This is a genomic window from uncultured Sphingomonas sp. (assembly GCF_936927845.1).
GTDB lineage: Bacteria > Pseudomonadota > Alphaproteobacteria > Sphingomonadales > Sphingomonadaceae > Sphingomonas.
Window position 1 is genome coordinate 17,936 of record NZ_CAKZHV010000031.1, and the last position, 22,271, is coordinate 40,206.

Annotated in this window: 23 protein-coding genes; 3 read left to right on the plus strand and 20 right to left on the minus strand. The window is 68.6% G+C overall.

The window, feature by feature from the left end; all coding sequences use genetic code 11:
- Window positions 1–51: 51 nt before the first annotated feature.
- Genes Q0579_RS04905 through Q0579_RS04980 form a run of 16 tightly spaced genes read right to left on the minus strand, consistent with a single transcriptional unit; the run spans window position 52 to window position 14,654 of the window.
- A complete protein-coding gene (locus tag Q0579_RS04905) occupies window positions 52–1,176 on the minus strand; it encodes a flagellar type III secretion system protein FlhB (RefSeq protein ID WP_298809738.1) in 1,125 nt (374 codons plus the stop codon).
- On the minus strand, window positions 1,176–1,949 hold the full coding sequence (gene fliR, locus Q0579_RS04910; RefSeq protein WP_298809740.1) for a flagellar biosynthetic protein FliR: 774 nt from the start codon (window positions 1,947–1,949) through the stop codon (window positions 1,176–1,178). The genes Q0579_RS04905 and fliR overlap by 1 nt, the downstream gene beginning before the upstream one ends.
- 50 nt (window positions 1,950–1,999) lie before the next feature.
- Window positions 2,000–2,281 (minus strand): flagellar biosynthesis protein FliQ, encoded by a 282-nt coding sequence (fliQ, locus tag Q0579_RS04915; protein ID WP_093006364.1) that lies wholly within the window; start codon window positions 2,279–2,281, stop codon window positions 2,000–2,002.
- A 46-nt stretch (window positions 2,282–2,327) separates the two neighbouring features.
- Window positions 2,328–3,224, minus strand: a complete 897-nt coding sequence (gene fliP / locus Q0579_RS04920) for a flagellar type III secretion system pore protein FliP (protein WP_298809747.1) — start codon at window positions 3,222–3,224, stop codon at window positions 2,328–2,330.
- Complete coding sequence (locus Q0579_RS04925) at window positions 3,221–3,577, minus strand: flagellar biosynthetic protein FliO (protein WP_298809750.1); 357 nt, start codon at window positions 3,575–3,577, stop codon at window positions 3,221–3,223. The genes fliP and Q0579_RS04925 overlap by 4 nt, the downstream gene beginning before the upstream one ends.
- Before the next feature lie 11 nt (window positions 3,578–3,588).
- On the minus strand, window positions 3,589–3,879 hold the full coding sequence (fliN, locus tag Q0579_RS04930; RefSeq protein ID WP_174193862.1) for a flagellar motor switch protein FliN: 291 nt from the start codon (window positions 3,877–3,879) through the stop codon (window positions 3,589–3,591).
- Window positions 3,876–4,844: a FliM/FliN family flagellar motor switch protein gene (locus Q0579_RS04935; protein ID WP_298809754.1), complete on the minus strand. Its 969-nt coding sequence runs from the start codon at window positions 4,842–4,844 to the stop codon at window positions 3,876–3,878. Before Q0579_RS04935 ends, fliN begins: the two co-directional genes overlap by 4 nt.
- Window positions 4,845–4,850: 6 nt before the next feature.
- A complete protein-coding gene (locus Q0579_RS04940) occupies window positions 4,851–5,477 on the minus strand; it encodes a flagellar basal body-associated FliL family protein (protein ID WP_298809758.1) in 627 nt (208 codons plus the stop codon).
- 11 nt (window positions 5,478–5,488) lie between these two features.
- Entirely contained in the window at window positions 5,489–7,663 is a 2,175-nt protein-coding gene (locus tag Q0579_RS04945; protein ID WP_298809761.1) for a flagellar hook-length control protein FliK, read from the minus strand.
- 44 nt (window positions 7,664–7,707) lie between these two features.
- On the minus strand, window positions 7,708–8,133 hold the full coding sequence (locus tag Q0579_RS04950; protein WP_298809764.1) for a hypothetical protein: 426 nt from the start codon (window positions 8,131–8,133) through the stop codon (window positions 7,708–7,710).
- Between the two features lie 12 nt (window positions 8,134–8,145).
- Window positions 8,146–9,465: a FliI/YscN family ATPase gene (locus tag Q0579_RS04955; protein WP_298809767.1), complete on the minus strand. Its 1,320-nt coding sequence runs from the start codon at window positions 9,463–9,465 to the stop codon at window positions 8,146–8,148.
- Between the two features lie 35 nt (window positions 9,466–9,500).
- Entirely contained in the window at window positions 9,501–10,292 is a 792-nt protein-coding gene (locus Q0579_RS04960) for a FliH/SctL family protein (RefSeq protein WP_298809769.1), read from the minus strand.
- Window positions 10,285–11,307 (minus strand): flagellar motor switch protein FliG, encoded by a 1,023-nt coding sequence (gene fliG / locus Q0579_RS04965; protein ID WP_298809772.1) that lies wholly within the window; start codon window positions 11,305–11,307, stop codon window positions 10,285–10,287. Before fliG ends, Q0579_RS04960 begins: the two co-directional genes overlap by 8 nt.
- Window positions 11,304–13,001, minus strand: coding sequence for a flagellar basal-body MS-ring/collar protein FliF (gene fliF, locus Q0579_RS04970; protein WP_298809775.1), 1,698 nt, complete (start codon window positions 12,999–13,001; stop codon window positions 11,304–11,306). The genes fliG and fliF overlap by 4 nt, the downstream gene beginning before the upstream one ends.
- A 1-nt stretch (window position 13,002) precedes the next feature.
- Window positions 13,003–13,362, minus strand: coding sequence for a flagellar hook-basal body complex protein FliE (gene fliE / locus Q0579_RS04975; protein WP_298809777.1), 360 nt, complete (start codon window positions 13,360–13,362; stop codon window positions 13,003–13,005).
- Window positions 13,359–14,654, minus strand: a complete 1,296-nt coding sequence (locus Q0579_RS04980; protein ID WP_298809778.1) for a sigma 54-interacting transcriptional regulator — start codon at window positions 14,652–14,654, stop codon at window positions 13,359–13,361. The genes fliE and Q0579_RS04980 overlap by 4 nt, the downstream gene beginning before the upstream one ends.
- 306 nt (window positions 14,655–14,960) lie before the next feature.
- On the opposite strand from Q0579_RS04980, the gene Q0579_RS04985 reads away from it, so the two are divergent.
- The 3 genes from Q0579_RS04985 (at window position 14,961) to Q0579_RS04995 (ending at window position 17,977) form a co-directional block, all read left to right on the plus strand.
- A complete protein-coding gene (locus tag Q0579_RS04985) occupies window positions 14,961–15,803 on the plus strand; it encodes a flagellin (protein WP_298809779.1) in 843 nt (280 codons plus the stop codon).
- A gap of 220 nt (window positions 15,804–16,023) precedes the next feature.
- The gene (locus Q0579_RS04990) at window positions 16,024–16,872 is read left to right on the plus strand and encodes a flagellin (RefSeq protein WP_298809781.1); all 849 of its coding nucleotides are present in this window, start codon (window positions 16,024–16,026) and stop codon (window positions 16,870–16,872) included.
- Between the two features lie 226 nt (window positions 16,873–17,098).
- Complete coding sequence (locus tag Q0579_RS04995) at window positions 17,099–17,977, plus strand: flagellin (protein WP_298809783.1); 879 nt, start codon at window positions 17,099–17,101, stop codon at window positions 17,975–17,977.
- A 227-nt stretch (window positions 17,978–18,204) separates the two neighbouring features.
- Here Q0579_RS04995 and Q0579_RS05000 read toward each other — a convergent pair whose 3' ends face one another.
- The 4 genes from Q0579_RS05000 to Q0579_RS05015 form a co-directional block, all read right to left on the minus strand.
- Complete coding sequence (locus Q0579_RS05000) at window positions 18,205–18,381, minus strand: hypothetical protein (RefSeq protein ID WP_298809785.1); 177 nt, start codon at window positions 18,379–18,381, stop codon at window positions 18,205–18,207.
- Window positions 18,382–18,483: 102 nt separating this feature from the next.
- Window positions 18,484–19,260, minus strand: a complete 777-nt coding sequence (locus Q0579_RS05005; protein ID WP_298809786.1) for a FliA/WhiG family RNA polymerase sigma factor — start codon at window positions 19,258–19,260, stop codon at window positions 18,484–18,486.
- Window positions 19,257–21,347 carry a flagellar biosynthesis protein FlhA gene (gene flhA, locus Q0579_RS05010; protein WP_298809788.1) on the minus strand — a complete coding sequence of 697 codons (2,091 nt, stop codon included), beginning with the start codon at window positions 21,345–21,347 and terminating at the stop codon, window positions 19,257–19,259. The genes Q0579_RS05005 and flhA overlap by 4 nt, the downstream gene beginning before the upstream one ends.
- A gap of 3 nt (window positions 21,348–21,350) precedes the next feature.
- Window positions 21,351–22,217: a lytic transglycosylase domain-containing protein gene (locus Q0579_RS05015; protein ID WP_298809791.1), complete on the minus strand. Its 867-nt coding sequence runs from the start codon at window positions 22,215–22,217 to the stop codon at window positions 21,351–21,353.
- Window positions 22,218–22,271: the final 54 nt, after the last annotated feature.

Here is a 22,271-nt window from a genome sequence, read left to right on the forward strand (position 1 = left end):
GTTCCGTTAAACGACCGCGCGGGCCGAACCTTTACGCCTGCTGCCAACTCTTCACCCTTGCTGGATGCCGTTTTCGTCGAAGCGTGCGCCCGGCGGCACGTCGACCGGCGGCTGCGTCCCGCCCGCCGCCGCGTTGACGCCGAACACGAACGCCAGCACCGTCGCAATCGCGAGATACAGGTCGTCGCGCACCTCCTGCCCCTCGCGGCTGGTGTAATAGACCGCGCGGGCGAGGGCGGGATATTCGAGCACTCGAAGTCCGCGCTCGCCTGCCAGCTCGCGGATCGCGAGCGCGGTCGCGCCGCGCCCCTTGGCGACCACCACCGGCACCTGATCACGCCCGCGATCGTAGCGCAGCGCCACCGCGAAATGGGTCGGGTTGGTCAGCACGACATGCGCCTCGCCCACCGCCTTGCGCACCCCGCCCGACAGCATCGCACGCGCCTGCGCGCGCTGATGCCCCTTCATCTCGGCGTTGCCCTCGCTCTCCTTATGCTCGTCCTTGACCTCCTGCTTGGTCATGCGGAGCTTGCCGAGCAGCTGGACGATCTGAAGCGGCACGTCGAGCATCGCGATTCCGACCAGTCCCATCGCCATCACCAGCAGCACGCCCGTCAGCGTCGATCCGAGCGACGAGATCGCCTGGTTGATGTTGGAGTAAGCGAGCCCGAAGCTCGACTGCGCCACGCCCCACAGCATGTAGGCGCCGATCGCGCCCAGCAGGATCACCTTGAGCAGCGACTTGCCGAGCTCGGTCCAGCCGTTCATGCCGAAGATGCGTTTCAACCCGCTTGCTGGATTGAGGCGCCCGCCCTTGGGTGCGAGCACCGAGGCGTTGAACGACAGACTGCCGAGCGCCGCCTGGCTGACCACCGCAGCCGCCATCGTGATCGCGAACAGGGTAGCCAGCGCGGGGGCGAGCCGCCATCCCGCCTGCACCAACGGTCGCCAGGGCTGGAAATCCTCTACATCGCCGCGGTCGAACGTAAAGCTCGCCGCCATCACCGCCTTGCACGCCGCGATCAAGTGGGGTCCGAAGAAGATCATCCACGCGACGCCCGCCAGCACGACCAAAGCGGTTGCGAGGTCCTTTGACTTGAGGACGTCGCCCTTCTCGCGCGCGTCCTTGCGGCGCTTGGCGGTTGGGGCTTCTGTCTTGTCGCCACCCTCCGACATCAGGTGAGCACCAGGCTCTGCGCGGCGGCGAGCGCTTCACGCACGATGACCTGGAGGTAATCGCCCATCGCGGGGAAGGCGATCGCGATCGAGACGACGCCGACCGCGAGGCTGGCGGGCAGGCCGATCGCGAACAGGTTGAGCGCGGGTGCCGAGCGCGACAGCATTCCCATCACGAGGTTGAGGCACAGGAGCAGGAACCCGACCGGCAGTGCGAGCAGCAGTCCGGCGAGAAAGGCGTAGCCGCCGAACAGCGCGATGTCGCGGAACTGCCCCGCGCCCAACCACGCTGCCCCCGGCGGCAGCGCGCGGTAGCTGCGCACGATCATGTCGACGAGCACCAGATGCCCGTCGAGCGACAGGAACAGGAGCGTCAGCATGATCGACAAGAACTGCCCAATCGCGGGGCTGGAGCGGCCCGAATTGGGGTCGATCATGTTGGCAAACCCGATCCCCATCGCGCCGCCGATGATCTCGCCCGCAACGAGCGGCGCGGCAAAGGCGATCTGGAGCACGAAGCCGAGTGCAAGGCCGACCAGCGCTTCGGCGACGACCGACAGGATGGTGGTGAGCGTGAAGATCTCGGCCGGTGCCTGGATCGTGTTGGTGCCGAGCACCAGCACCGCGATCGCGCCCGACAAGGCGACGCGCACCGGCAGCGGCACGGAGACATTGCCGAACACCGGAGCGGCGATCAGCGCCGCGCCGACGCGGATCATCACGAACAGCAGCGTCCATAGCTGCGGTTCGATCGCCAAATTGAACCCGAACATGCCGGGCGACTACCGTAAAGCCGAAAGGGAAAGGCGGTTTGCCACGTGGCCTATCGGACGAGGTCGGGAATACGCGCGAAGATCTCGGTCGTGAAATCGCTCAGCAATCCCAGGATCATCGCGCCGAAGATCATGATCGACACCGCGACCACGATCAGCTTGGGTACGAACGACAGCGTCTGTTCCTGGATCGAGGTCGCGGCCTGCACCATGCCGAGGATCAGGCCGGACAACAGCGCCGGAATCAGGATCGGCGCGGCGGCAAGTGCCAGCACCCACATCGTCTGGTTGGCGATCGTCAGGAAATAATCGGCGTCGGCGAGGGGCTGCATCGGTCGGGTTCCGCGAGGATAGGTCGGTCGGGATAGAGCGCGCGCGTCAGGTCGCGAACGAATTGGCGAGGCTACCCATGGTCAGCGCCCAGCCGTCGACCAGCACGAACAACAGCAGCTTGAACGGCAGCGAGATGATCGTCGGCGACAGCATCATCATGCCGAGCGCCATCAGCACGGTCGCGACCACCAGGTCGATGACGATGAAGGGCAGGAACACGAGGAAACCGATCTGGAACGCGGTCTTGAGTTCGCTGGTCACGAACGCGGGCAGCAGCACCGAATACGGAATGTCGCGGGGTGAAGCGTACGGCCCCGACTTCGCCATCTCGGCGAACATCGTCACATCCTTCACCCGCGTCTGCTTGGTCATGAAATCGTGCAACGGCGCGCCCGCGGTGGAGATGAGCTGCGTGCCGTTCAGCCGGCCGGCGGCATAGGGCTGGATCGCGGTCGTGTTGATCTGGTTCACCACCGGCGCCATCACGAAGAAGCTGAGGAACAGCGACAGGCCGATCAGCACCTGGTTGGGCGGGGTCTGCTGCAGTCCCATCGCCTGGCGCAAGATCGACAGCACGATGATGATCCGCGTGAAGCTGGTCATCATCAGCACGATGCCGGGCAGCACCGTGAGCAGCCCCATGATAATGAGGACTTGGAGCGACAAGGACAGCGAACCGCCGCCCGGCGTCGCGCTGGCGTCGCCGCGCGAGAGCTGCCCGAGCGCACGGTCGATCGCGTCGCCGACACCCGGCGTCGGCGCAGCAGGCGCGCCGGCAGGCGGTGCGACTTGCGCAAAAGCGGGTACCGCGATGCACAGCATGATGAGTATCGCGGCGAGCGCGAGCACGACGCGGACCCAGCCGTGCGCCGTCTGCGGGCGGGGCGACACGGGCGCGATCAGCGCGGGACCGCGCCCGGTGCGGGTGACGGTGATGCTCACGCGCCACCTCGCGCCGGATTTCCCTTGGCCAGGCTGGCGAGCGCGTCGCGGAACGACGGCGTCGGGGTAGGCGTGGGCACGAAGGCGTCGGACGCCGACACCGCGCCGCCCTTGTCGACCAGGGTGACCCCGGTGCGCGCGACCGAGACGAGCAGGCGACGCCCCTCGAACTCGACCACCGCCAGCTTGACGCCGGGCGAGATCATCATCGTCTCACGCACGGCGATGGTCCGGGTGGCGGCCGCGCCCGGCATCCGCGTCTCCAGCTTGCGCCACAGGTAGAGCGAACCGATCATCAAGCCGCAGACAAGCGGCAGGAGCACGATCAGCTTGAGCACGTAGGTCCACATCATGGGTGTTGGCCTCAGCCGCGCTTCTCGGGTGAGACGAGTTCGAGCAGCTTGACGCCGAAGCGCTCGCCCACCGTCACCACCTCGCCGCGTCCGATCAGCGTGCCGTTGACGAACACGTCGAGCAACTCGCCCGCCTGGCGGTCGAGCTCGATCACGCTACCTTCGCCGAGCGCCAGCAGTTCGCGCAGCGCGAGCGTGGTCGATCCGATCTCGACCGTCAGCTTGACGTCGACGTCCTGCAGCAGCCGCAAATTGGCGGCGACGGCAGCGTCGACCGCGAAATCGGCGGTCATGTCGTTCATGCGATAGGTCCTTTGAGCGTGGAAATGCGGATCGCGGCGCGACCGTTCGAAGTGCCGACGGTGCCGGTGCCGACGCAGGTGTCGCCGATCACGATCGGCACGTCGTTGTTGAACGCGATCGGGATGACGTCGCCGGGTTTCAGGTCCATCAACCGGCGCAAAGGTAGCACCGGCTCGGCCAGCACCGAGCGGACGGGCATGCGCACCGTCATCGCCGCGCGCGTCAGCGACATCTGCCAGGCGGCATCAGCCTCGGCGGGCTTGGCGACCACCTTGCCGGTCAACACCTGGGTGAACGGCTTCAACGTCGCGACCGGGTAGAGCAGGTCGACGAACACCGGCGCGGCACCCTCGCCCGCGATGCCGAAGCGCGTGACGACCATCACCTCGTCGGACTCGATGCCCGACACGTGCGCGGCGTTGGTTTCGCAGATACCGACCGAAAAGGCGGCGCGCGCCACCGGCTCCCACGTCAGCTCCAATTGATCGGCGATGCCGGCGCCCAGCCGCGTCACCAGCGCCTCGGCGGCAGGCGACAGGTCGGTCGCGGTCGCCGGAGCCGTGCCGGTGCCGCCGAAGAAGATGTCGAGCAGCCCGACGACGAACGCGCCGTCGACCGCGCACAGCATCGCGCGCCCGTCCATGCCCATCGGCAACCACGCGGTCAGCGCGTCACCGCGCTCGCTGCGGTAATCGGAGAAACGCACCACCTCGAGCGGCTCGGCCCAGCAGCGCGTCTCGGCACGCATGTAACCTTCGAACACGGGGCGCAGGTTGCGCGCCAGTCGTGCCGACAGATGCTGCAGCGTGTGGAGGTCGCCGAAGGGATGGAGCTTGCTCTGGCCCAGCAGCCCCGCGTCCGCGCCTATCTGTCCGCGCGCGCGCTCACGCCGCTCGGACGCGGGGCGAGCGGCTGCGGGTTTGCGCGCCGGCGTCGATTCGGGGGTTGCGGGCCTGTTAACCATGCCCGTTCACTGAACAACGAAATTGGTAAAGTAGACGTTACTGACCCCGCCGAATCCTTCCTTTTGTTCGAGCACGCCGTTGATCGCGGCGACCAGCTTGCGCGCCAGCTGCTGCTTGCCCTGGCTGGTGAACACCTGCTCCTCGGTGGTGTCGCCCAGCGTCATCAGGATCGCCGACCGGATCGCGATGTCGTTGGTTTTCAAATGCTCGATCACCTTGTCGTCGTACGGCGTCGAGATCGCGACCCCGACCTGGACGAAATGGGTCGAGTCCTGGAGGTTGGAGGTGAACTCCTTGTCCAGCGGGTAGTAATTGGACGCGAACTTGTCGCCCGCCATGCTCTCGGGCGTGGGCAGGCCGCCATGGCTGGTGCTCGCGGCTTCCTCGCCGCCGCCGTGACCGCCTTCACCGCCGCCTTCGCCCGCGCGTTTCTGCTCGGACTTCGGCACGAGGTGCGGTTTGTTCGGGTCCTCCTTCGCCGCGCCATGTGCGCCGCCGACCATGCCGCTGTTCGCGGCGTACAGCCCCGCGCCGACGCCGCCGCCGACCAGCACGCCGACTCCCAATACCAGGCCCAGTATCTTGACCAGCTTGCCCTTCTTCTTGGGCGCGGCTTCTTCCTTGTCGCTCATGGGTCACCTCCTCAGGCAATGCGTTCGTCGTGAGCATCCGCGTCGCCGCGGGGGGCGGCGCTGCGCGGACGGGTGGAAAAGGGTGACGCGGGTGCAGCCTGCTGCCGCGGCGCGTCGCCGCCGGCGTGTTGCCCCGGGCCGCTGCCGGCCTGCTGTTCCGCGCTGCCGCCCGGAGCGCCGCTCAGGTGCAGCTTGACCCCGCGCGCGTCGGCGAGCTCGGCGAGCCGCGGTTGTGCCTCCGCGAGCATCTGACGCGTCTGCGCCTGCTCGGCGCTGATCTGCACCTGCACCGCGTCGCCGTCGCGCTTCAGCGACACGTCGATCGTGCCGAGCATGTCGGGGGACAGGCGCAATTTCGTATCGTTCTCCGCCGCCATGTCGCGCAGGCTGGCGATCCGCTCGATCATCACCGCGGGCCACGAGCCGTGCCGCATGTCGAGCGTGCCCGCGTGCGCTGAACCGGCTGCCCCGACGCCGGCGACGAGCGCGGGCGCGGGTGCGGCGAGCGTGGGTGCGGGATCAGTCGGCCGGCGCGCGTCCTGCTCGCCGAGTGCGCGGTGGATTGCCGCGGCGAAGACCTGCGCGGCGCGCGCGCTGCTGGCGACAGGCGCAGCGGACCCGTCGCTGGCCGCCGTGCGCGGCACCGGGGCGAGCGGCACCGTGATCGGCGTGGACGGCTTTTCCGACACGACTGGCCGGTCGAAGCCGACCGGCGTCGCCATCGCGCCAGAAGGGGGCGCCTGCTCGACTCGCGGCGGCTGCGTCGGTGAAGCTGCCGTGCCGTTCGAGGCCGCAGGGATGATGGGAGCGGTGATCGCCGCCTCGGCGGTGATCGCCGGCTGCGGCGCCGCGGACGGGGTGGTCGCAGGCGGGAACACATCGCCCGCGACCGCGTGTGCGAGCGGCTGACCGACGCGCGTGCCACCTTGAGGCACGGCGACAGCGAGCGGGGTCGGTGTCGAGCCGGCGACGGTCGTTACGCTCACTCCCTTGGCGGGTTCGGCGGGCGCCGCCGGATGTAAGGTGTCGACGACCAGCGGAAGCGCTGCGCCGGTGCCGAGCGTAGCGGGCGCGATGGTTCGGGTGCGGCGCGAGAACGTGCCTGACTCGGGCGCAGGCTGCGCCGTGTCGGCACGTCCCGATGACGCGGTCGCGACGTTTTCCGAGGGGAACATCGCTACCCCGTCTACGGGCGCGGAGCGAACGAATTCGGGCACGCGAACAGAGCTGTTCACGCGAGCGGGTGCATTTACCTCGCTGTTGCCAGTGCCACCGGGGCGAACAGCAGGCGCAGAGATTGCCGGCTCGGCCTGGAAGCGGGCGGGGGTCGCGAAGCGTTCAACAGCCGCGCCGTGCTGCTCGGGCTGCTCGGCGACGAGCACGGGGGTCGTCTCACCCGCAACATCCTGCGCGGCTGGAACGGGCGTTCGTACACCGCTCCCGAGCTCCGGGCTGGCCACCGGCGCAAGGGGAGAGGGCGCCGCCGCAGCTCCGGTCGGCACGGGCCCGCTATGCGGCGGCGTTTGCCGGACGGTTGCCGGATCGGCTGCTCGTACCATGACCGGCGATGCGCCGATCGCCTGCTGCTGGTCACCATCGCGCGGGCGCGGTGCACCGACCGCAGTCAGACGCGGCGTCACCGAAGGCAAGACGGCCGGGAGCGGTACAGCGACCAGCGACTCCGCGCTGGGCGCCGGCTCGGCGGCGTCGTCCTTCACATCAGCGTGGTCAGTGCTCGGAAGCGCTTCGTTCTGCGGGTCCGCGTTGGCGCCGATCGGTGTCGCGACCGTGACCGGCATAGACGGACGCCGGCCCGGAAGTCCCGCCATCCGCTCGCCGGGCGGCATGATCGAGGCTGGCTGATGCGACGCGCTCGCGACCATGACGGGCCCTTCGCCCATGACCGTGTTCGGACCGGCACCAGCAGCGTCCGATACCAACGCGCCCGCGACCGATGCAGCGTCACCCTCCACACCGACGCCGAGCCATGCGAGCGCGTCGTCACCCTGTGTGACCGGCAGCGCGTTGCCGGTGGCGGCGAGCGCTTGCCGCCCCGTCGCCGCCGCCGTGTCGACGACCGGGGCGACCAGCATGGGGAAGGGTGCGAGTGGCGTCCCACTCGCCGGCGCGGGTGCACCCGGCAGCGGGACGGCGGTAGTCGACAAAAGGCTGGCGATCGCGGTCATGGAAGGCGTGGAAACTCACCGGCAAAAGGGCACCGGTAGAACGATCAGCAAGGATCGTGCCGGTTCTTCCGCGGGGTGCCGGGCAGGTCCTGCAGGCTGCGCAGCTCGGCCTCGACCAGCGCCTGTTGCCCGCGCTGGATCAGCTTCTCGATCGCACTCTGATCGCGCTTGGCGGATTGCGTCGCCGTGGCGGTGCGCTGCGCCTCATATTCTGCGGTGCGGACGCGGTTGGCCGCGGCTTCGGAGGACCGCTGCAATCGCTCGCGGTAATGCGCGGCGGCGGCGAGCGACATCGCGCCCAGATCCATCTCGGTCGGCGCGACCGCCGCGGCCAGTTGCGCGATGCGTCCTGCGAGCGCCTGCTCGCTCGCCACCTGATCGCGCGCGCGCGCCTCGTCGGCCTGCGCCAGCCCCAGTTGCAGCGTGCGAACGCGGTGGACGCGCGCGAGGCGCCCCGGATCAAGCGGCATGGTCAAGCGGCATCAGGCGTCGCCGAACACCCCGGTGAGCTCGACGACCGCGTCGTCGAGGCTCACCGACTGGTCGGTATCCTGCCGCACGAACTCCATCACCGCGGGATGGTAGGCGATCGCGGCGTCGATCGCGGGGTCGCTGCCCGACCGGTACGCGCCCATCAGCACGAGGTCGCGGTTCTGCTCGTAGGTCGCCAGATGCCGCCGGAGGGCGCGCGCCGCGGCCAGGTGCGGGCGTTCGGCGATGTCGGTCATCACGCGGCTGACCGATTTCGACACGTCGATCGCCGGGTACACGCCCGCTTCCGCCAACGCGCGCGTCAGCACGATATGCCCGTCGAGGATCGATCGCGCCGAGTCGACCACCGGATCGTTGCCGTCGTCGCCGTCCGCCAGCACGGTGTAGATCGCGGTGATTGCGCCGCCGGTGTGCACGTCAGACCCCGCGCGCTCGATCAGGTTCGGCAGCATCGCGATCGCGGACGGCGGATAGCCACGTGCCGAGGCCGGCTCGCCCAGCGCCAGCCCGATCTCGCGCCCGGCGTGCGCGACGCGGGTGAGCGAGTCGATGATCAGCAGCACGTTCTTGCCCTCGGCACGGAACGCTTCCGCAATCGCGGTCGCGCGCAGCGCGCCGCGGATGCGCAGCACCGGCGAGTGGTTGGCCGGCACCGCGACCACGACCGAACGCGCGCGCGCTTGCCCTGCGACCTTGGTTTCCAGAAAGTCGGCGACCTCGCGGCTGCGCTCGCCGATCAGCCCGATGACGATCACGTCGGCTTGGGCCGCACGCACCATCATGCCGAGCAGCACCGACTTGCCGACGCCCGAGCCCGCCATGATGCCGACGCGCTGCCCCTGGCCGATCGTCAGCAATCCGTTGATCGCGCGCACGCCCACGTCGAGCGGCGTGAGCACGCGTCCGCGGTCGAGCGGCGATTGCAGCTTCCCCGCCAGCGGCCAGTGCCCGGCCCCGCGAATGGGGCCGAGCCCGTCGATCGGCTTGCCCGCGCCGTCGACCACGCGGCCGAGCATCGCCGCACCGACTTCCGCTTCACCGGCCGCGCCGAGCGGACGTACCGCTGCCTGCGGCAACAGCGGGGCGGGACCGCCCAGGTTCATCATCAGCGTGCGACCGCCGCGGAAGCCGATCACCTCCGCCTCGACATGGTCGCCGACGCGGCACACGGTCCCGACCGGCAGCGACAGCCCGACCGCCTCCATCAGCAACCCGTCATAGGACGACAACCGCCCGGACACGCGCGCACGGGGCGCGAAATCGGCATTGGCGATCGTATCGAGATAGTCGCCTGAGAAGACGTTCAGCATGGGCGTGTCGGCCAGTTCGGATCAGGCGGGCGGGTTCAAGCGGGCAGCGCGACGCGGTCGATCGCGGCGGTGAGCTGGTCGAGCCACAATCCGGGCCCGTCCTCGACGATCGTGGATGCCGCCTCCATCACGAAGCTGCCGCGCGCCACTTGATCGTCGCCGACCGCGAACACCGTTGTTGGCAGATGCCCGTCGAGCAACGCAACATCGTCGGGGTGGACGCGCAGCATCGCCGATTCGCTCGCATCCGCCAGCAGGTCGGTCGCCGCCTCAACGCGCCGGGCGAGCAGGTCGGCGGAGACACCCGCTTCACCGATCACGCGGCTGACCAAGGTCATCACGGTCGCGCGCAGCCGCCCGGCGAGCAGGTCGCGGTCGAACCCGCCTGCCTGGCCGAGCGCGGCGGCGAGGCCCGTCAGCATCGCGCCGTCGCGTGCGCAGGCCGCCTCCAGCTCGACACGCGCGGCGGCATAGCCTTCGGCGTAGCCCGCCTCATGCGCGGTCGTGACGGGATCGATGAACGGCGTCGGCGCGGCATCGGCGTCCATCGGGTCCCAGCCTGCGGTCGGGTCACCGTCGCGGTCGGCGGGCGCGAAATGCTGCGGCGCGGCGGCGTTCGCCTGGTTGGGCGAGAAATGCTTCGGCCCGCCGCCGAACGCTTCCTCGATCCGCGCGATCAACTCGGCCGGGGTGAAGCCCGTTGCGCGCGTTGCCTGTGCATCGGCGAGCGCCATCGCCGCGGCATCGCGCCGCGCGGGAAAGCCGACGACGAAGCCGCCGCTGTCGCTCTGACCAGATGTGCGCGTGGAGAAACCCGCCTCAGACATAATCGTCGTCGCCCACACCCATCTGGATCGTGCCGTCCTTCGCCAGGTTGCGCGCGATCTGGATCATCGCCTTCTGCGCATCGAGCACCTCCGACAGCTTCATCGGCCCGCGCGCTTCCATCTCGTCGCGGATGCCGTCGGCGGCGCGCGCCGACATGCAGCCGAGGAAGCGATTGCGCGCGATCTCGTCCACGCCCTTCAGCGCGCGCGTCAGGATGTCGCCGTCGACGTTGCGGATCAGCGTGCCGAGGTTCTTGTCGTCCATCTCCAGCAGATTGTCGAAGACGAACATCGCTTCCTCGATCTGCTTGGCGACATCGCGGTCGAGCTTGAACAGCTTGGGCATGACGCGCTGCTCGGTCGCCTTGCGCGCGCCTTGCAGCAGCTTCGCGGCCTCGCGCGTGCCGCCCAGTTGCAGCCCCTGGCTCGGCCCGCGCCCGGCGCGCTTGGCCGATCGGTTGGCGATCATCTGGCGCAGCGTTTCCACCGCCTCGGGCGTGATCGGCCCGAGCTTGGCGATCCGGTGCAGGATGTCGGGCTGTGTCGCATCGGGCAGCAGTTCGAGCACCTGGCTGCCGACCGCGGGATCGAGGTTGGCGATCAGCACCGCCGCGATCTGCGGATGTTCCTTTTCCAGCATCTGCGCGATTTCGGGGGCGTCGAGCCAGTCGAGCAGCTCGATCTCGCACGCGGCCTCCGCCGGCGTGATCCGCGCGAGCACGCTTTCCGCCTTCTCCGGCCCCAGCGCACGGTTCATCACCGCGGCGACGTGCGGGCGCGGATCGAATGCGATGCCGTTGCGCTCCCGCGCGCGGCCGACGAAATCGTCGAGCACCAGCTCGACGTCCTCCTCGCTCACGTCGGCGACCGCGAACATCGCGCTGCCCAGGCGGCGGACCTCCTCGGGCTCCAGCTTCTGCAGGATCGCGGCGGCTTCCTCCTCGCCCACCAGCATCATCAGCACCGCGGCGCGCTCGACGCCGGTGAAGTGCCGCATCGGCAGTTGCTCGCTCATGACTTGGCGTCCGCCATGATCATGTCACGCACCGCGAGCGCCGCGCGCGCCGGATTGTCGCGGGTGAAGCCGCGCACCGCGCCGATCTTCTCCTCGTAGCTGCGGCTCGCCGCGATCTGCTCCAGGCTGACCGGCGGCGCGACCGTGATCGCAGGGTTGCCGTCGGCGTCGAGCGCGGGCGTCGCCACGCCGTCGCTGCCGACCGCGCCGGGGGCGGGAAGGGCAGGGGTCGCGTCCTCGCGCTTCTTCATCAACACCTTGGCGATCGGGCGCACGCCCAGCAGCAGGACGAGCAGCGCGATGACAATGGCGGTCAGGTTGCGCGCCAGCACGGGCAGCCAGTTGTTGTCGTACCACGCCGGGCCGTCCTTCGCCGCGTCGTCGGCGCCGGCGAACTTGCGGCTGATCACCGTGACCTGATCCTGGCGGTTGCCGTCGAAGCCGACCGCGGACTTCACCAGACTGTCGATCTGGTTGATCTCCATCGCGGTACGGCGACCCTTCTCCGGATCGCGCAGCAGCACCGCGACCGAGAGCCGCTTGATGCTGCCGGGTGCGGCGTGCGTGACCGACACTTCCTTGCCCAGATCATAGGCGCGCTGGAAGCTGTCCGACTGTTTGTTGGCATCGGGCGCCGGCCCGCCCGCGACCGGCGCGGCGCCGGGCGTGCCCGGATTGCCGGTTGCCTGCTGCGGCGTCGACAGTTGCGAGGCGGGCGGGGGCGTGTTGCTCAGCGCGCCGGGAATGCCGCCGGGGGTCTGCGCGTTCGCCTGATTGCCGGTCCAATTGCCCGTCTCGGCGCGCAACGCACCCTGTTTCTCGTAGCTCTCGCGCGTGGCGCTGGTCTCGTCCATGTTGACGTCGGCCTGCACCTCGGCGGTGAAATTGCCCGCGCCGACCAGCGGGGTGAGCAGCGCGTTCAACTGCTGGCGCACCTTGTCCTCGACCTGGCGCTGCACGCGCAATCGCGCGTCTCCGCTGTCGCTGCCGCCATCGCCCGACTTGCTCAGCAGCGCGCCGAGCTGATCGACCACGGTGACCGAGTCGGGTTTCATCCCCGGCACCGACGAGGCGACGAGGTTGATGATCGAGGCGACCTGCGCGTCCGACAAGGATCGCCCGGCCTGCAACTTGACGACCACCGAGGCCGAGGGTGCGGCATTGTCGCGCACGAACACGGTGGACTCAGGCACCGCCAGATGGACGCGTGCCTCGGCGACCGCGTCGATCTCCTGGATCGAGCGCGCGATCTCGGTCTCGCGTGCCTGGCGCAACCGCTCGCCCTCGACCGCGCGGCTGACACCCATCGGCAATTGATCAAGGATCGCGTAGCCGCCCGGCGCGGCCTTGGGCAGGCCTTGCCCCGCCAGCAGCAGCCGCGCCTTGGAATAATCTTCCTCGTTGACGGTCAGCGTGCCGGCACCATCGTCGATGTGGCTGGGGATGTTCGCCGCGGTCAGCGCGCTCGTCACCGCCGCCTTGTCGGCATCGGGCAGCCCCGCAAACAGCGTCTTCTGCGGCGGCGTCGACAGCGCCGACCAGGCGAGCCCGGCCGCGCCGATCAGGCCGACCATCAGCGCCATCGGACCTGCACGGCGAACCGCGGGCTGCGCGAGCGCGCCCTGGATCTGGCGCAGCGGGTTGGCGAACTTCTCGGGCACGAGATTATTGGCGGGAGCAAGTGCGTTGCTCATGTCAGACCGGCATGCTCATGATGTCCTTGTATGCGGACAGGATCTTGTTGCGGACCTGCATCGTCGCCTCGAAGCCGACCGATGCTTCTTGCCGGGCGAGCATTACCTTGGCGATGTCGATCGTCTCGCCGCGCTCGTACTGCTCCGACAAAGCCGAGGCGCGCTGCTGGCCCTCGTTCACCTTTGCCAGCGCGCTCTGCATCGTGTCGGCGAAGCTGGTCGGCGCAGACGCCGTCGCGCTCTCGGGCGCGGCGGCACCCGCGGCGGTATTGGCGCGCTGCAACGCACTGTTGCGCTCCAGGATCTGCGCCCTGAGCGCCATCACGCGGTCGACCCCGCCGACGCTGCCGATCGCGCTCATGCGCCGATCGCCTGGAGCGTGTTGGCCGAGGCGAGATCGTCACCCTGCTCGCGTGCCTTGGCGAGGCGGTAGCGCAGCGTCCGCTCGGAGATGCCGAGGCGGCGCGCAGTCTCGATCCGGCTGCCGCCGCACGCCGCCAGCGTTTCGCGGATCTTGGCGAATTCGGAGAGCTGCACGACCTGCCCCAGCGTCGCGGGCGCGTCGGCCTGCTCGGCCGTGGGCGCCACGACCGCCGCGGCGGTCGGGCGATCGAACAGGATGTGGTGCGCCTCGATCACGTCGGCGTTGCCGGCAAACAGCAACGCGCGCTGGATCACATTCTCCAGCTCGCGCACGTTGCCCGGCCAGTCGTGCGCCATCAGCGCGGCGATCGCCTCGTCGGACGGCCACGGCACCGTGGCGCGCGTGCCGGCATGCCGCAGGATCATGGTGGCGGCAAGCGCGGGGATGTCCTGCGCGCGTTCGGCCAGCGCCTTGGTGGTCAGCGGGAACACCGACAGACGGTAATAAAGATCGGCGCGGAAGCGACCGGCGGCGACCTCGGCCTGCAGATCGCGGTTGGCGCAGGCGACCACGCGGACGTCGACCGGCACCGGCTGCGTCGCGCCGATCGGCACCACCTCGCGCTCCTGCAGCACGCGGAGCAGCTTCGCCTGCAACCCCACCGGCATCTCGGCGATCTCGTCGAGCAGGATCGTGCCGCCGTGCGCGGCGCGGAAGAAGCCGTCGCCCGCGCTACTCGCGCCGGTGAAGCTGCCCTTCACGTGCCCGAACAGCATCGCCTCCAGCATCGTCTCGGGCAGCGCGGCGCAGTTCAGCGCCACGAACGGCCCATCGCGGCGGGCGGAGTTCGCGTGGATCGTGCGCGCCAGCACTTCCTTGCCGGTGCCGGTCGGCCCGTTGATCAGCACGGTGATGTCTGCTTCCGCCACGCGCTCGGCGAGCGCCAGCAGCGCCAGGCTCTCGGGATCGGCGGCGGTCGGCAGCTCGGGTCCGCCGATCAGCGCGCGCGCGAACGCGTTGCCGACCGCGGCATCGTCGTGCGCGTAGCTGATCCGAGCCGGCTGCCCGTCGCGGAACGGCACCACCGTCGGCGCCTCGCCCGTGTCGGGCCGCGCGACGATCAGCGTGCGCGCCGGCACCGCCATCGCCTCGCCGTCCGCCACCAGATGCCCCGCACCCGCCTGCGCGCGGCCGCCGGGCAGCTCCACCGCGAAGCCTTGTGCGCGCAGCGACGACACGAGCGTCAGATGCTCGTTCATCACTCTCGCCGACGGCACGATCGAACGCATGAAATCGATTCCCTTGTTGGTGACGTTCTTTTGCCGCCGAATTGGTTAACGCCGCGTATCGTTGCCGCCGTTGCCGGCAGATAATTTCCGGGCGCGTCCGCTCCCGCGCGCGGGGTGTTTTCCTACGCGTAGGCGAGGGCGCGCGAGGCGGCGGGCCGCGGGCACATCGTCCGGCACCACGCTGCCGGTCGCCGGCAACAAACGGCTAAAACCTGCCGCCGGGCGGTCGTTTGATGCGTCGACGGCTCGGCATCCTGCCTCGGACAAACGGGGGGCGGCGGGCGGTTTGGGCACAGGAGAACAGACGTGACCGTTATCGCATCCAACACCTCGGCGCTGCGCGCCACCAATGCGTCCACGATGGCGAGCAGGTCGCTCGCGACCTCGATGGAGCGCCTGTCGACCGGCAAGCGCATCAACTCGGCCAAGGACGACGCCGCCGGCCTCGCGATCTCGTCGAGCATGACCGCGCAGATCAAGGGCATGAACCAGGGCATCCGCAACGCCAACGACGGCATCTCGATGGCGCAGACCGCGGAAGGCGCGCTGGAGGAAGTGTCGAACATGCTCCAGCGCATGCGCGAGCTGACCGTCCAAGCGAAGAACGGCACCTACTCGACCGACGATGTCGGCAACATCGACAAGGAAAAACTCGCGCTCGCCAAGCAGATCGACAGCGTGTTCAAGAACACGAAGTTCAATGGCACCGCGCTGTTCGATGGCAGCAAGGCGACGGTGAACGTGCAGACCGGTGCTAATGCCGGCGACAAGATCGATCTGACGCTGACTGATCTCGACGGCGAGGCATCGATGGCCAAGATCTTCACCGCGTCGGTGACGACGGGAACGCCCGCCGATGCTGCGTTGGCTGCAACCGCTCCCTCCCTCGGCGACTATGATGATGCGATCAAGACGATCAGCCAAACCCGCGCTGGCCTCGGCGCGGTGCAGAACCGTCTCGAATCAGCGGTCAACAACATGACCGCAACCTCGACCAACCTATCGGACGCGCGCAGCCGGATTGAGGACACCGACTTTTCGACCGAGACGACCGCGCTCGCCAAGTCGCAGATCTTGTCGCAGGCCTCGACCGCGATGCTCAGCCAAGCGAACCAGTCGACGCAGAGCGTGCTGAAGCTGCTCGGCTGATCCTGCCAGGAGCCGGTGCCGCCCCCGCTTGGGTATCGGCTCCGTACGCGAACCCCGGTCGCCACACGGCGGCCGGGGTTCGTCGCGTCTGGGCAGGCCGCGCGGACGAAGCGCGCGAGCGATTTAGCGCTAAAAGCCGCCTCGCGCCGGTCGTTTGGGAAAGCGGGCACCTGGTCCCCCGCCATGGGGGCGGCGGTCGGGGCCGACCTGGAGCAAACCCATGACCGTTATCGGAAGCAACATTTCGTCGCTGCGCGCGTCGAATGCGGGCACCAAGGCCCAGAGCATGCTGTCGACCTCGATGGAGCGCCTGTCGACCGGCAAGCGCATCAACTCGGCCAAGGACGACGCCGCCGGCCTCGCGATCTCGTCGAGCATGACCGCGCAGATCAAGGGCATGAACCAGGGCGTGCGCAACGCCAACGACGGCATTTCAATGGCGCAAACGGCGGAAGGCGCGCTCGACGAGGTTTCGAACATGCTCCAGCGCATGCGCGAGCTGACCGTGCAGGCGAAGAACGGCACCTATTCGGGCGACGACGTGAAGAACATCAAGGCGGAAATGACCGCCCTCGGTTCGCAGGTGTCCGACGTGCTCGCCAACACCAAGTTCAACAACACCGCGCTGTTCAACGGTTCAACCACCAGCGTGAAGATACAGACCGGCGCAAATGCCAACGATTTCGTCTCGATCTCGCTGAGCAAGATCAATGACTCGGCAACCGCGACGCAGACTGACGTCAACAAGGCCTTGGGCGTAGACGTAACCGTTGCTGACGCGGGCACTGCCGGCACAGACGACTACCTCACCAAGTTCGACAACGCGCTCAAGCAGGTCGCGACCGCACGCGCCGGGCTCGGTGCGACGCAGAACCAGCTTGAATCGGCGGTCAACAACATGACCAACAACGCGACCAACCTGTCGGACGCGCGCAGCCGGATCGAGGATACCGATTTCTCGACCGAGACGACCGCGCTCGCCAAGGCGCAGATCCTGTCGCAGGCGTCGACTGCGATGCTCAGCCAGGCGAACCAGTCGGCGCAGGGCGTGCTGAAGCTGCTTGGCTGATCTCGCGCGGGCGGGGGCGGCATCGCCCCCACTCGGACGCCGCGCATCCGCGTAATCAGGGGGCTCCGGCGACATGCCGGGGCCCTTTTCCGCGTCCGGGGCATGCCGGATCACGAATTTGCACGCGAAAAGTCCTTAAACTCGGCCGCCGGCGGTCGTTTCACAAGGCGAACGCATCGTGGTCGCCGTGGGGGCAGCAGCGGTGCTAATGGATGGAGACCCTGCCATGACCGTGATCAACAGCAACATTTCCTCGCTGCGTGCCGCCAATGCCTCGACCGCCGCAGGCAAGTCGCTCGCCACCTCGATGGAGCGCCTGTCGACCGGCAAGCGCATCAACTCGGCGAAAGACGACGCCGCCGGCCTCGCGATCGCCAGCTCGATGACTGCGCAGATCAAGGGCATGAACCAGGGTATCCGCAACGCCAACGACGGGATCAGCCTGGCGCAGACCGCCGAAGGCGCGCTCGACGAGGTCACCAACATGCTGCAGCGTATGCGTGAGCTGACCGTGCAATCGTCGAACGGCACCTATTCGGACAGCGACAAGCAGAACATCTACAAGGAGCAGAACGCGCTCGCCGACCAGATCCGCTCGGTGGTCACCAACACGACCTTTAACGGCAAGACGCTGTTCGCGGGCGACGGTGAGGCCACGCCGGCGGCGCGATCGGTGACGATCCAGACCGGTGCGAACAGCACCGACACGCTCTCGATCTCGCTCGACTATCTGACCAAGAACGACGCCACCAACAACGCGTTGTCGAAGGTGGTCGATATGGATACGACCCTGAACGGCATGACGGGCGACTCCGCCGCTGCCGCCCCGGTCGTGCCTTCGCTCGACGATTTCGACAAAGCATTGAAGCAGATTTCGACCACGCGCGCGGGTCTCGGCGCGGTGCAGAACCGGCTCGAATCGGCGGTTAACAACATGACCTCGAACGCGACCAACCTGTCGGACGCGCGCAGCCGGATCGAGGACGCGGATTTCTCGACCGAGACGACCGCGCTCGCCAAGGCGCAGATCCTCAGCCAGGCGTCGACCGCGATGCTCAGCCAGGCGAACCAGTCGAGCCAGGGTGTGCTCAAGCTGCTCGGCTAAGTCGCGACAAAGCCTCGCTGGCATCAAGCCCCGACGGTCATCCGACCGCCGGGGCTTTTGCTTATCCGGGCTGTCTCACACGCAGCACCCGCGGCAGAGCGCGGACAGTCCGCTTTTTCACATCGCCGTATCTACCCGCGCGCCCGCGCGTACGCGTAGGGGGTGTGACCTTTGCGACCTTCCGCGACGCCGCGACGCTTCGTCCAGGACGCAGATCCGTGGCGCGATTACTCGCCGCCCTGGACGGTCAGGTCGTCGGTATCCATGTCGGTGCCGTCGTCGTGCGCCGCGGTATCGTCGTCGCTTTCTGCCGGACGACGCTCCGCCTCGTGACCGAGCGGGACGCCGCTCGCATCCACGTCGCCGATCGGCAGTTCGGGCTCGGGGCTAGGCTGGTCGGTCATGCATCATCTCCTTCGCCGCGACCAACGCACCGCCGGCGCAAAAGGAACCCCGCCGGCGCTGGTCGCGCGGGCGGGGCGAAAGGTGCAGGGTAGGGCGCGCGTTCAGCGGCGCAGCATCGCCTTTTTCAGCTTGGTGTGCGCCGCGGCCTTGATCTGGCACACGCGCGCCGCGCCGACGCCGAGTACCTGGCCGATCTCGTCGAGGTTCAGTTCCTCGACATGGTAGAGCTGGATTACCAATTGCTCGCGCTCGGGCAGGTTCGCGATCGCGGCGACAAGGCACGCGCGCTGCTCGGCATCCGCCAGTTGCGTAAACGCGTCGGGCTCGTCGCTCGCGAACCAGGGCTGATCGTCGGCGTAGACCTCGTCGATCGATTCGTATTTTACCGCGTCGGCGCTGGCGTAGTCGGCGCGCAGTTTCTCGATCGAAACGCCGATCCGCGCTGCCAGCTCGCGCTCGCTCGGCGCGCGGCCCAGCTCGCCCGACAGCGTGCTGGTCGCCCGCGCATACTCGCGCCGGCGGCGGATCGCGCCGCGAGTCATCGCGGCGTGGCGGCGCAGCTCGTCGATCATGCTGCCGCGCAACCGCGTGGTCAGATATTGCTTGAACGTCACCTGGCCGCGATCCTCGAACGCCGCGGCAGCCTCGACCAGCGCGACCAGGCCGACCTGGATCAGATCCTCGACCTCGACCGCGGTCGAGACCGAGCCGTGAACGTGCCACGCGATCCGCCGGACGAGCGGCAGATGCGCCTGCACCAGCGCCGCATCATCGCGCGCGCGTACGCGCGGACTATAGGTGAGTGGCGCGGCGGTGAGGGGAGGCGTTGCCACCGGCTGCGCGTCGGCAAAGGTGCTGCGCATCGGCTCGGCGCTCATGCCGCCAGCGCCTGCTGATGGCCGACGTGCGCGGGCGCTTGTGCCCCGCCGATCACGGCGACGACCTCGACGGCCTTGTCCTCGGGTACTTCGAAGAAGCTCATGACAGGGGTATCCGGCAGAACGGTTCGAACGAGTTTGCGTACCGCGACGCGGATCGCGGGCTGGACGACGAGCGCGAAGGGCTTGGCCTCGGCGATCATCGGTTGGGCCGCGGCCTGGAGCGCATCGACGATGCGGCGGCCGAGATCGGGTTCGATGACGTGGCGGCGCGACGGGTCGGCGCGCATCGCCTGCCCCAGCAATTGCTCGAGCCCGCCCTCCAGCGTCATGACGCGCAGCGGCTCGCGCACGCCCGCCAGCTTCTGGATGATGAGCCCGCCGAGCAGCGGCCGCGCCAGTTCGACGATCTCCTCGGCATTGGCGCTATGTTGCGCGCAGGCCGAGATCGCGGCGGCGATGCGGCGGAATTCCTTCAAGGGAATGCCTTCGGCGAGCAGCGCGCGCAACACCGCGGTCAGCGTGGTGAGCGGCAGCGGCTGCGGGCAGAGCGAGGCGACGAGCTGCGGCGAGCGTTCCTTCAGCCCGTCGAGCAGCGCCTGTACCTCGTCGGCCCCCAGCAGGTCGGACGCATTGGCGCCGAGCGCGTGGTTGAGGTGCGTCGCGATCACGGTGCCGGCGTCGACCACGAGGTAACCCTGTCCCGTCGCGGCATCGGCGTCGCCGGGCGCGATCCACGTCGCCTCCAGCCCGAACGTCGGGTCCTTCGCCTTCTTGCCGTGGAGTTCACCGAAGCCCTGTCCGGTGTCGAGCGCCAGCATCTCGTCGGGCGAGACCTGATCCTCGCCGACGCACACCCCGCCCAGCATCAAGCGATAGGTGTAGGGCGCGAGGTTGATGTCGTCGCGGACGCGGACCTGCGGCACGACGAAGCCGAGTTCCTTCGACAACTGCCGGCGCACGCCGGTGATCCGCGCCATCAGCGGCGCGCCGCGGCGCTCGTCGACGAGCGGCACAAGTCCGTAACCGATGTCGAGATTGACCATCATGCCCTCGGTCACCTCATCCCAGCCGATCTTCGACAGATCGGGTGCCTCGGCCACGGGCGCCGGCTCGGCGGGGGCGGGGCGCTTGGCGATCTGGTTGAGCTTCCACGCGGCGAAGCCGGCGATTCCCGCGATCGGCAGGATGACGAGGTGCGGCATGCCAGGCAGCACGCCCAGGAGCGTCAGGATCGCGGCGACCGGCGTCCAGGTGCGCGCCGATCCGAACTGGCTGCCGATCTGACCGGCGAGATCCTTCTCCGACTTCACGCGGGTGACGATCGAGGCGGCGGCGATCGACAGCAGCAAGGCAGGCACCTGCGCGACCAATGCGTCGCCGATCGCCAGCATGGTATAGGTCTGCGCCGCCTTGGCGATGCCGAGACCGTGGCTGACCGGGCCCAGGATCAGGCCGCCGACGATGTTGGCGGCGAGGATCAGCAGCCCCGCGATCGCGTCGCCCTTCACGAACTTCGACGAACCGTCCATCGAGCCGTAGAATTCGGCCTCGGTCGCGACATCGACGCGGCGCTTCTTGGCCTCGTCCGGCGTGATGAGGCCCGCGTTCAGATCGGCGTCGATCGCCATCTGCTTGCCGGGCAAGGCGTCGAGCGTGAAGCGCGCCGACACTTCGGATACGCGGCCTGCGCCCTTGGTCACGACGATCAGGTTGATAATGACGATGATCGCGAACACGAACAGGCCGACGACGTAATCGCCGCCAATCACGAAGGTGCCGAACGCCTCGATCACGTGGCCCGCGGCCGACTCGCCCTCGTGACCGTGAACTAGCACGACGCGGGTCGAGGCGACGTTCAGCCCCAGGCGGAACAAGGTCGCGAACAGGAGCACGGTCGGAAAGGCGGAGAAATCGAGCGGCTTCTCTGCGTTCAGCGCGACCATCAGTACGGCCAAGCTGATGGTGATGTTCATGATGAAGAACACGTCGAGCATCGCGGCCGGGATCGGCACGACCATCAACACGACGAGCAGCAGGATCGCGGCGGGCAGGGCCGCTTGGCGGGCGTTGGCGAGCAGCTTCATCGCTTAGCGGCCCCCTATCGACGCGAGCATCAGGTAGGCGAGCCGGGCATTGTCGGGGCTCGGCCGCAGCAATGACGCCTGGCTCGCCGCCTGGCCCTTGATCTGGCCTAGCGTCGAGCGCGCCCAGGACAGCGCATCGCTCGCGCTTTCACCAGCGCCCGTCACCACCGTCGCGTCGTCACCCATCCCGAGCGCCTGCGCCGCGAACTGCATCGTCGACAGGCTGCCGGTCGCGGCGACGCCGCTGCCGGATGCGTCCGCGCCGTCGCCCAGCTTGCTGGCGAAGCGCTGATACACCTCCGACAGAGACCGCGCGCTGCCGTCGCTCGAATAGAAGACGTTGCGGTTGGCGTGCGCGGCGGCGGGGAACAGGCTCGCGGCATCGCGATCCGGGTTGGACGCCATCGCCGACAGGAACTGCTTCGCGCCCCCCAGGCCCAGAAAATGCGCCATGTAGAGGTCGGTGCCGGTCGCGGTTCGCCCGGTCGCGCCCTCAATCGCGGCCTTGTTGTCGCTGGCGTGCTCGGCCGCCATCAGGCTCGCGACCTCGGGATCGTTGCGAAGACCTAGCACCGCCTCGCGATTGCCGCCCGCCACCACGTAGCGGCCGCCGACACGCTGGATACTGTCCGCTGCCCAGCTAAGGCCGTGCTCGCCGCCGTGCTGCTTCATCACGCCCAGCCAGCTCTGCTCGATGAACTGGTACAATCCACTCGCCGAGGAGGTGCCGGCGCGTGCGTTCGCGTTGAAGCCGCTCTCGAGCTTCGCCTGACCCATCAGGTAATCGAAGTCGATGCCGGTACGCGCCGCCGCCCGCTGGATCGCGGAGGTGACGCGCTGGCTCGCCGAGGTGATCGCGGAAACGGTCATGCTGATCTGGTAAAAGCCCTGTTCTGAGCCGGTCGATCAGCAAGGGGCGTGCCA

Excerpts from the sequence above, each read along its gene's own strand:
- fliR (WP_298809740.1), bottom strand. The coding sequence starts at position 1,949 with ATGTTCGGGTTCAATTTGGCGATCGAACCGCAGCTATGGACGCTGCTG.
- Q0579_RS05005 (WP_298809786.1), bottom strand. The coding sequence starts at position 19,260 with ATGAGCGCCGAGCCGATGCGCAGCACCTTTGCCGACGCGCAGCCGGTG.
- Q0579_RS04925 (WP_298809750.1), bottom strand. The coding sequence starts at position 3,577 with ATGATGTGGACCTACGTGCTCAAGCTGATCGTGCTCCTGCCGCTTGTC.
- Q0579_RS04945 (WP_298809761.1), bottom strand. The coding sequence starts at position 7,663 with ATGACCGCGATCGCCAGCCTTTTGTCGACTACCGCCGTCCCGCTGCCG.
- Q0579_RS04950 (WP_298809764.1), bottom strand. The coding sequence starts at position 8,133 with ATGCCGCTTGATCCGGGGCGCCTCGCGCGCGTCCACCGCGTTCGCACG.
- flhA (WP_298809788.1), bottom strand. The coding sequence starts at position 21,347 with ATGAAGCTGCTCGCCAACGCCCGCCAAGCGGCCCTGCCCGCCGCGATC.
- Q0579_RS04955 (WP_298809767.1), bottom strand. The coding sequence starts at position 9,465 with ATGCTGAACGTCTTCTCAGGCGACTATCTCGATACGATCGCCAATGCC.
- Q0579_RS04940 (WP_298809758.1), bottom strand. The coding sequence starts at position 5,477 with ATGAGCGACAAGGAAGAAGCCGCGCCCAAGAAGAAGGGCAAGCTGGTC.
- fliG (WP_298809772.1), bottom strand. The coding sequence starts at position 11,307 with ATGAGCGAGCAACTGCCGATGCGGCACTTCACCGGCGTCGAGCGCGCC.
- fliE (WP_298809777.1), bottom strand. The coding sequence starts at position 13,362 with ATGAGCGCGATCGGCAGCGTCGGCGGGGTCGACCGCGTGATGGCGCTC.
- Q0579_RS04980 (WP_298809778.1), bottom strand. The coding sequence starts at position 14,654 with ATGCGTTCGATCGTGCCGTCGGCGAGAGTGATGAACGAGCATCTGACG.
- fliF (WP_298809775.1), bottom strand. The coding sequence starts at position 13,001 with ATGAGCAACGCACTTGCTCCCGCCAATAATCTCGTGCCCGAGAAGTTC.
- Q0579_RS04960 (WP_298809769.1), bottom strand. The coding sequence starts at position 10,292 with ATGTCTGAGGCGGGTTTCTCCACGCGCACATCTGGTCAGAGCGACAGC.
- Q0579_RS04905 (WP_298809738.1), bottom strand. The coding sequence starts at position 1,176 with ATGTCGGAGGGTGGCGACAAGACAGAAGCCCCAACCGCCAAGCGCCGC.
- Q0579_RS05015 (WP_298809791.1), bottom strand. The coding sequence starts at position 22,217 with ATGACCGTTTCCGCGATCACCTCGGCGAGCCAGCGCGTCACCTCCGCG.
- fliQ (WP_093006364.1), bottom strand. The coding sequence starts at position 2,281 with ATGCAGCCCCTCGCCGACGCCGATTATTTCCTGACGATCGCCAACCAG.
- Q0579_RS05000 (WP_298809785.1), bottom strand. The coding sequence starts at position 18,381 with ATGACCGACCAGCCTAGCCCCGAGCCCGAACTGCCGATCGGCGACGTG.
- fliN (WP_174193862.1), bottom strand. The coding sequence starts at position 3,879 with ATGAACGACATGACCGCCGATTTCGCGGTCGACGCTGCCGTCGCCGCC.
- Q0579_RS04990 (WP_298809781.1), top strand. The coding sequence starts at position 16,024 with ATGACCGTTATCGGAAGCAACATTTCGTCGCTGCGCGCGTCGAATGCG.
- Q0579_RS04935 (WP_298809754.1), bottom strand. The coding sequence starts at position 4,844 with ATGGTTAACAGGCCCGCAACCCCCGAATCGACGCCGGCGCGCAAACCC.
- Q0579_RS04995 (WP_298809783.1), top strand. The coding sequence starts at position 17,099 with ATGACCGTGATCAACAGCAACATTTCCTCGCTGCGTGCCGCCAATGCC.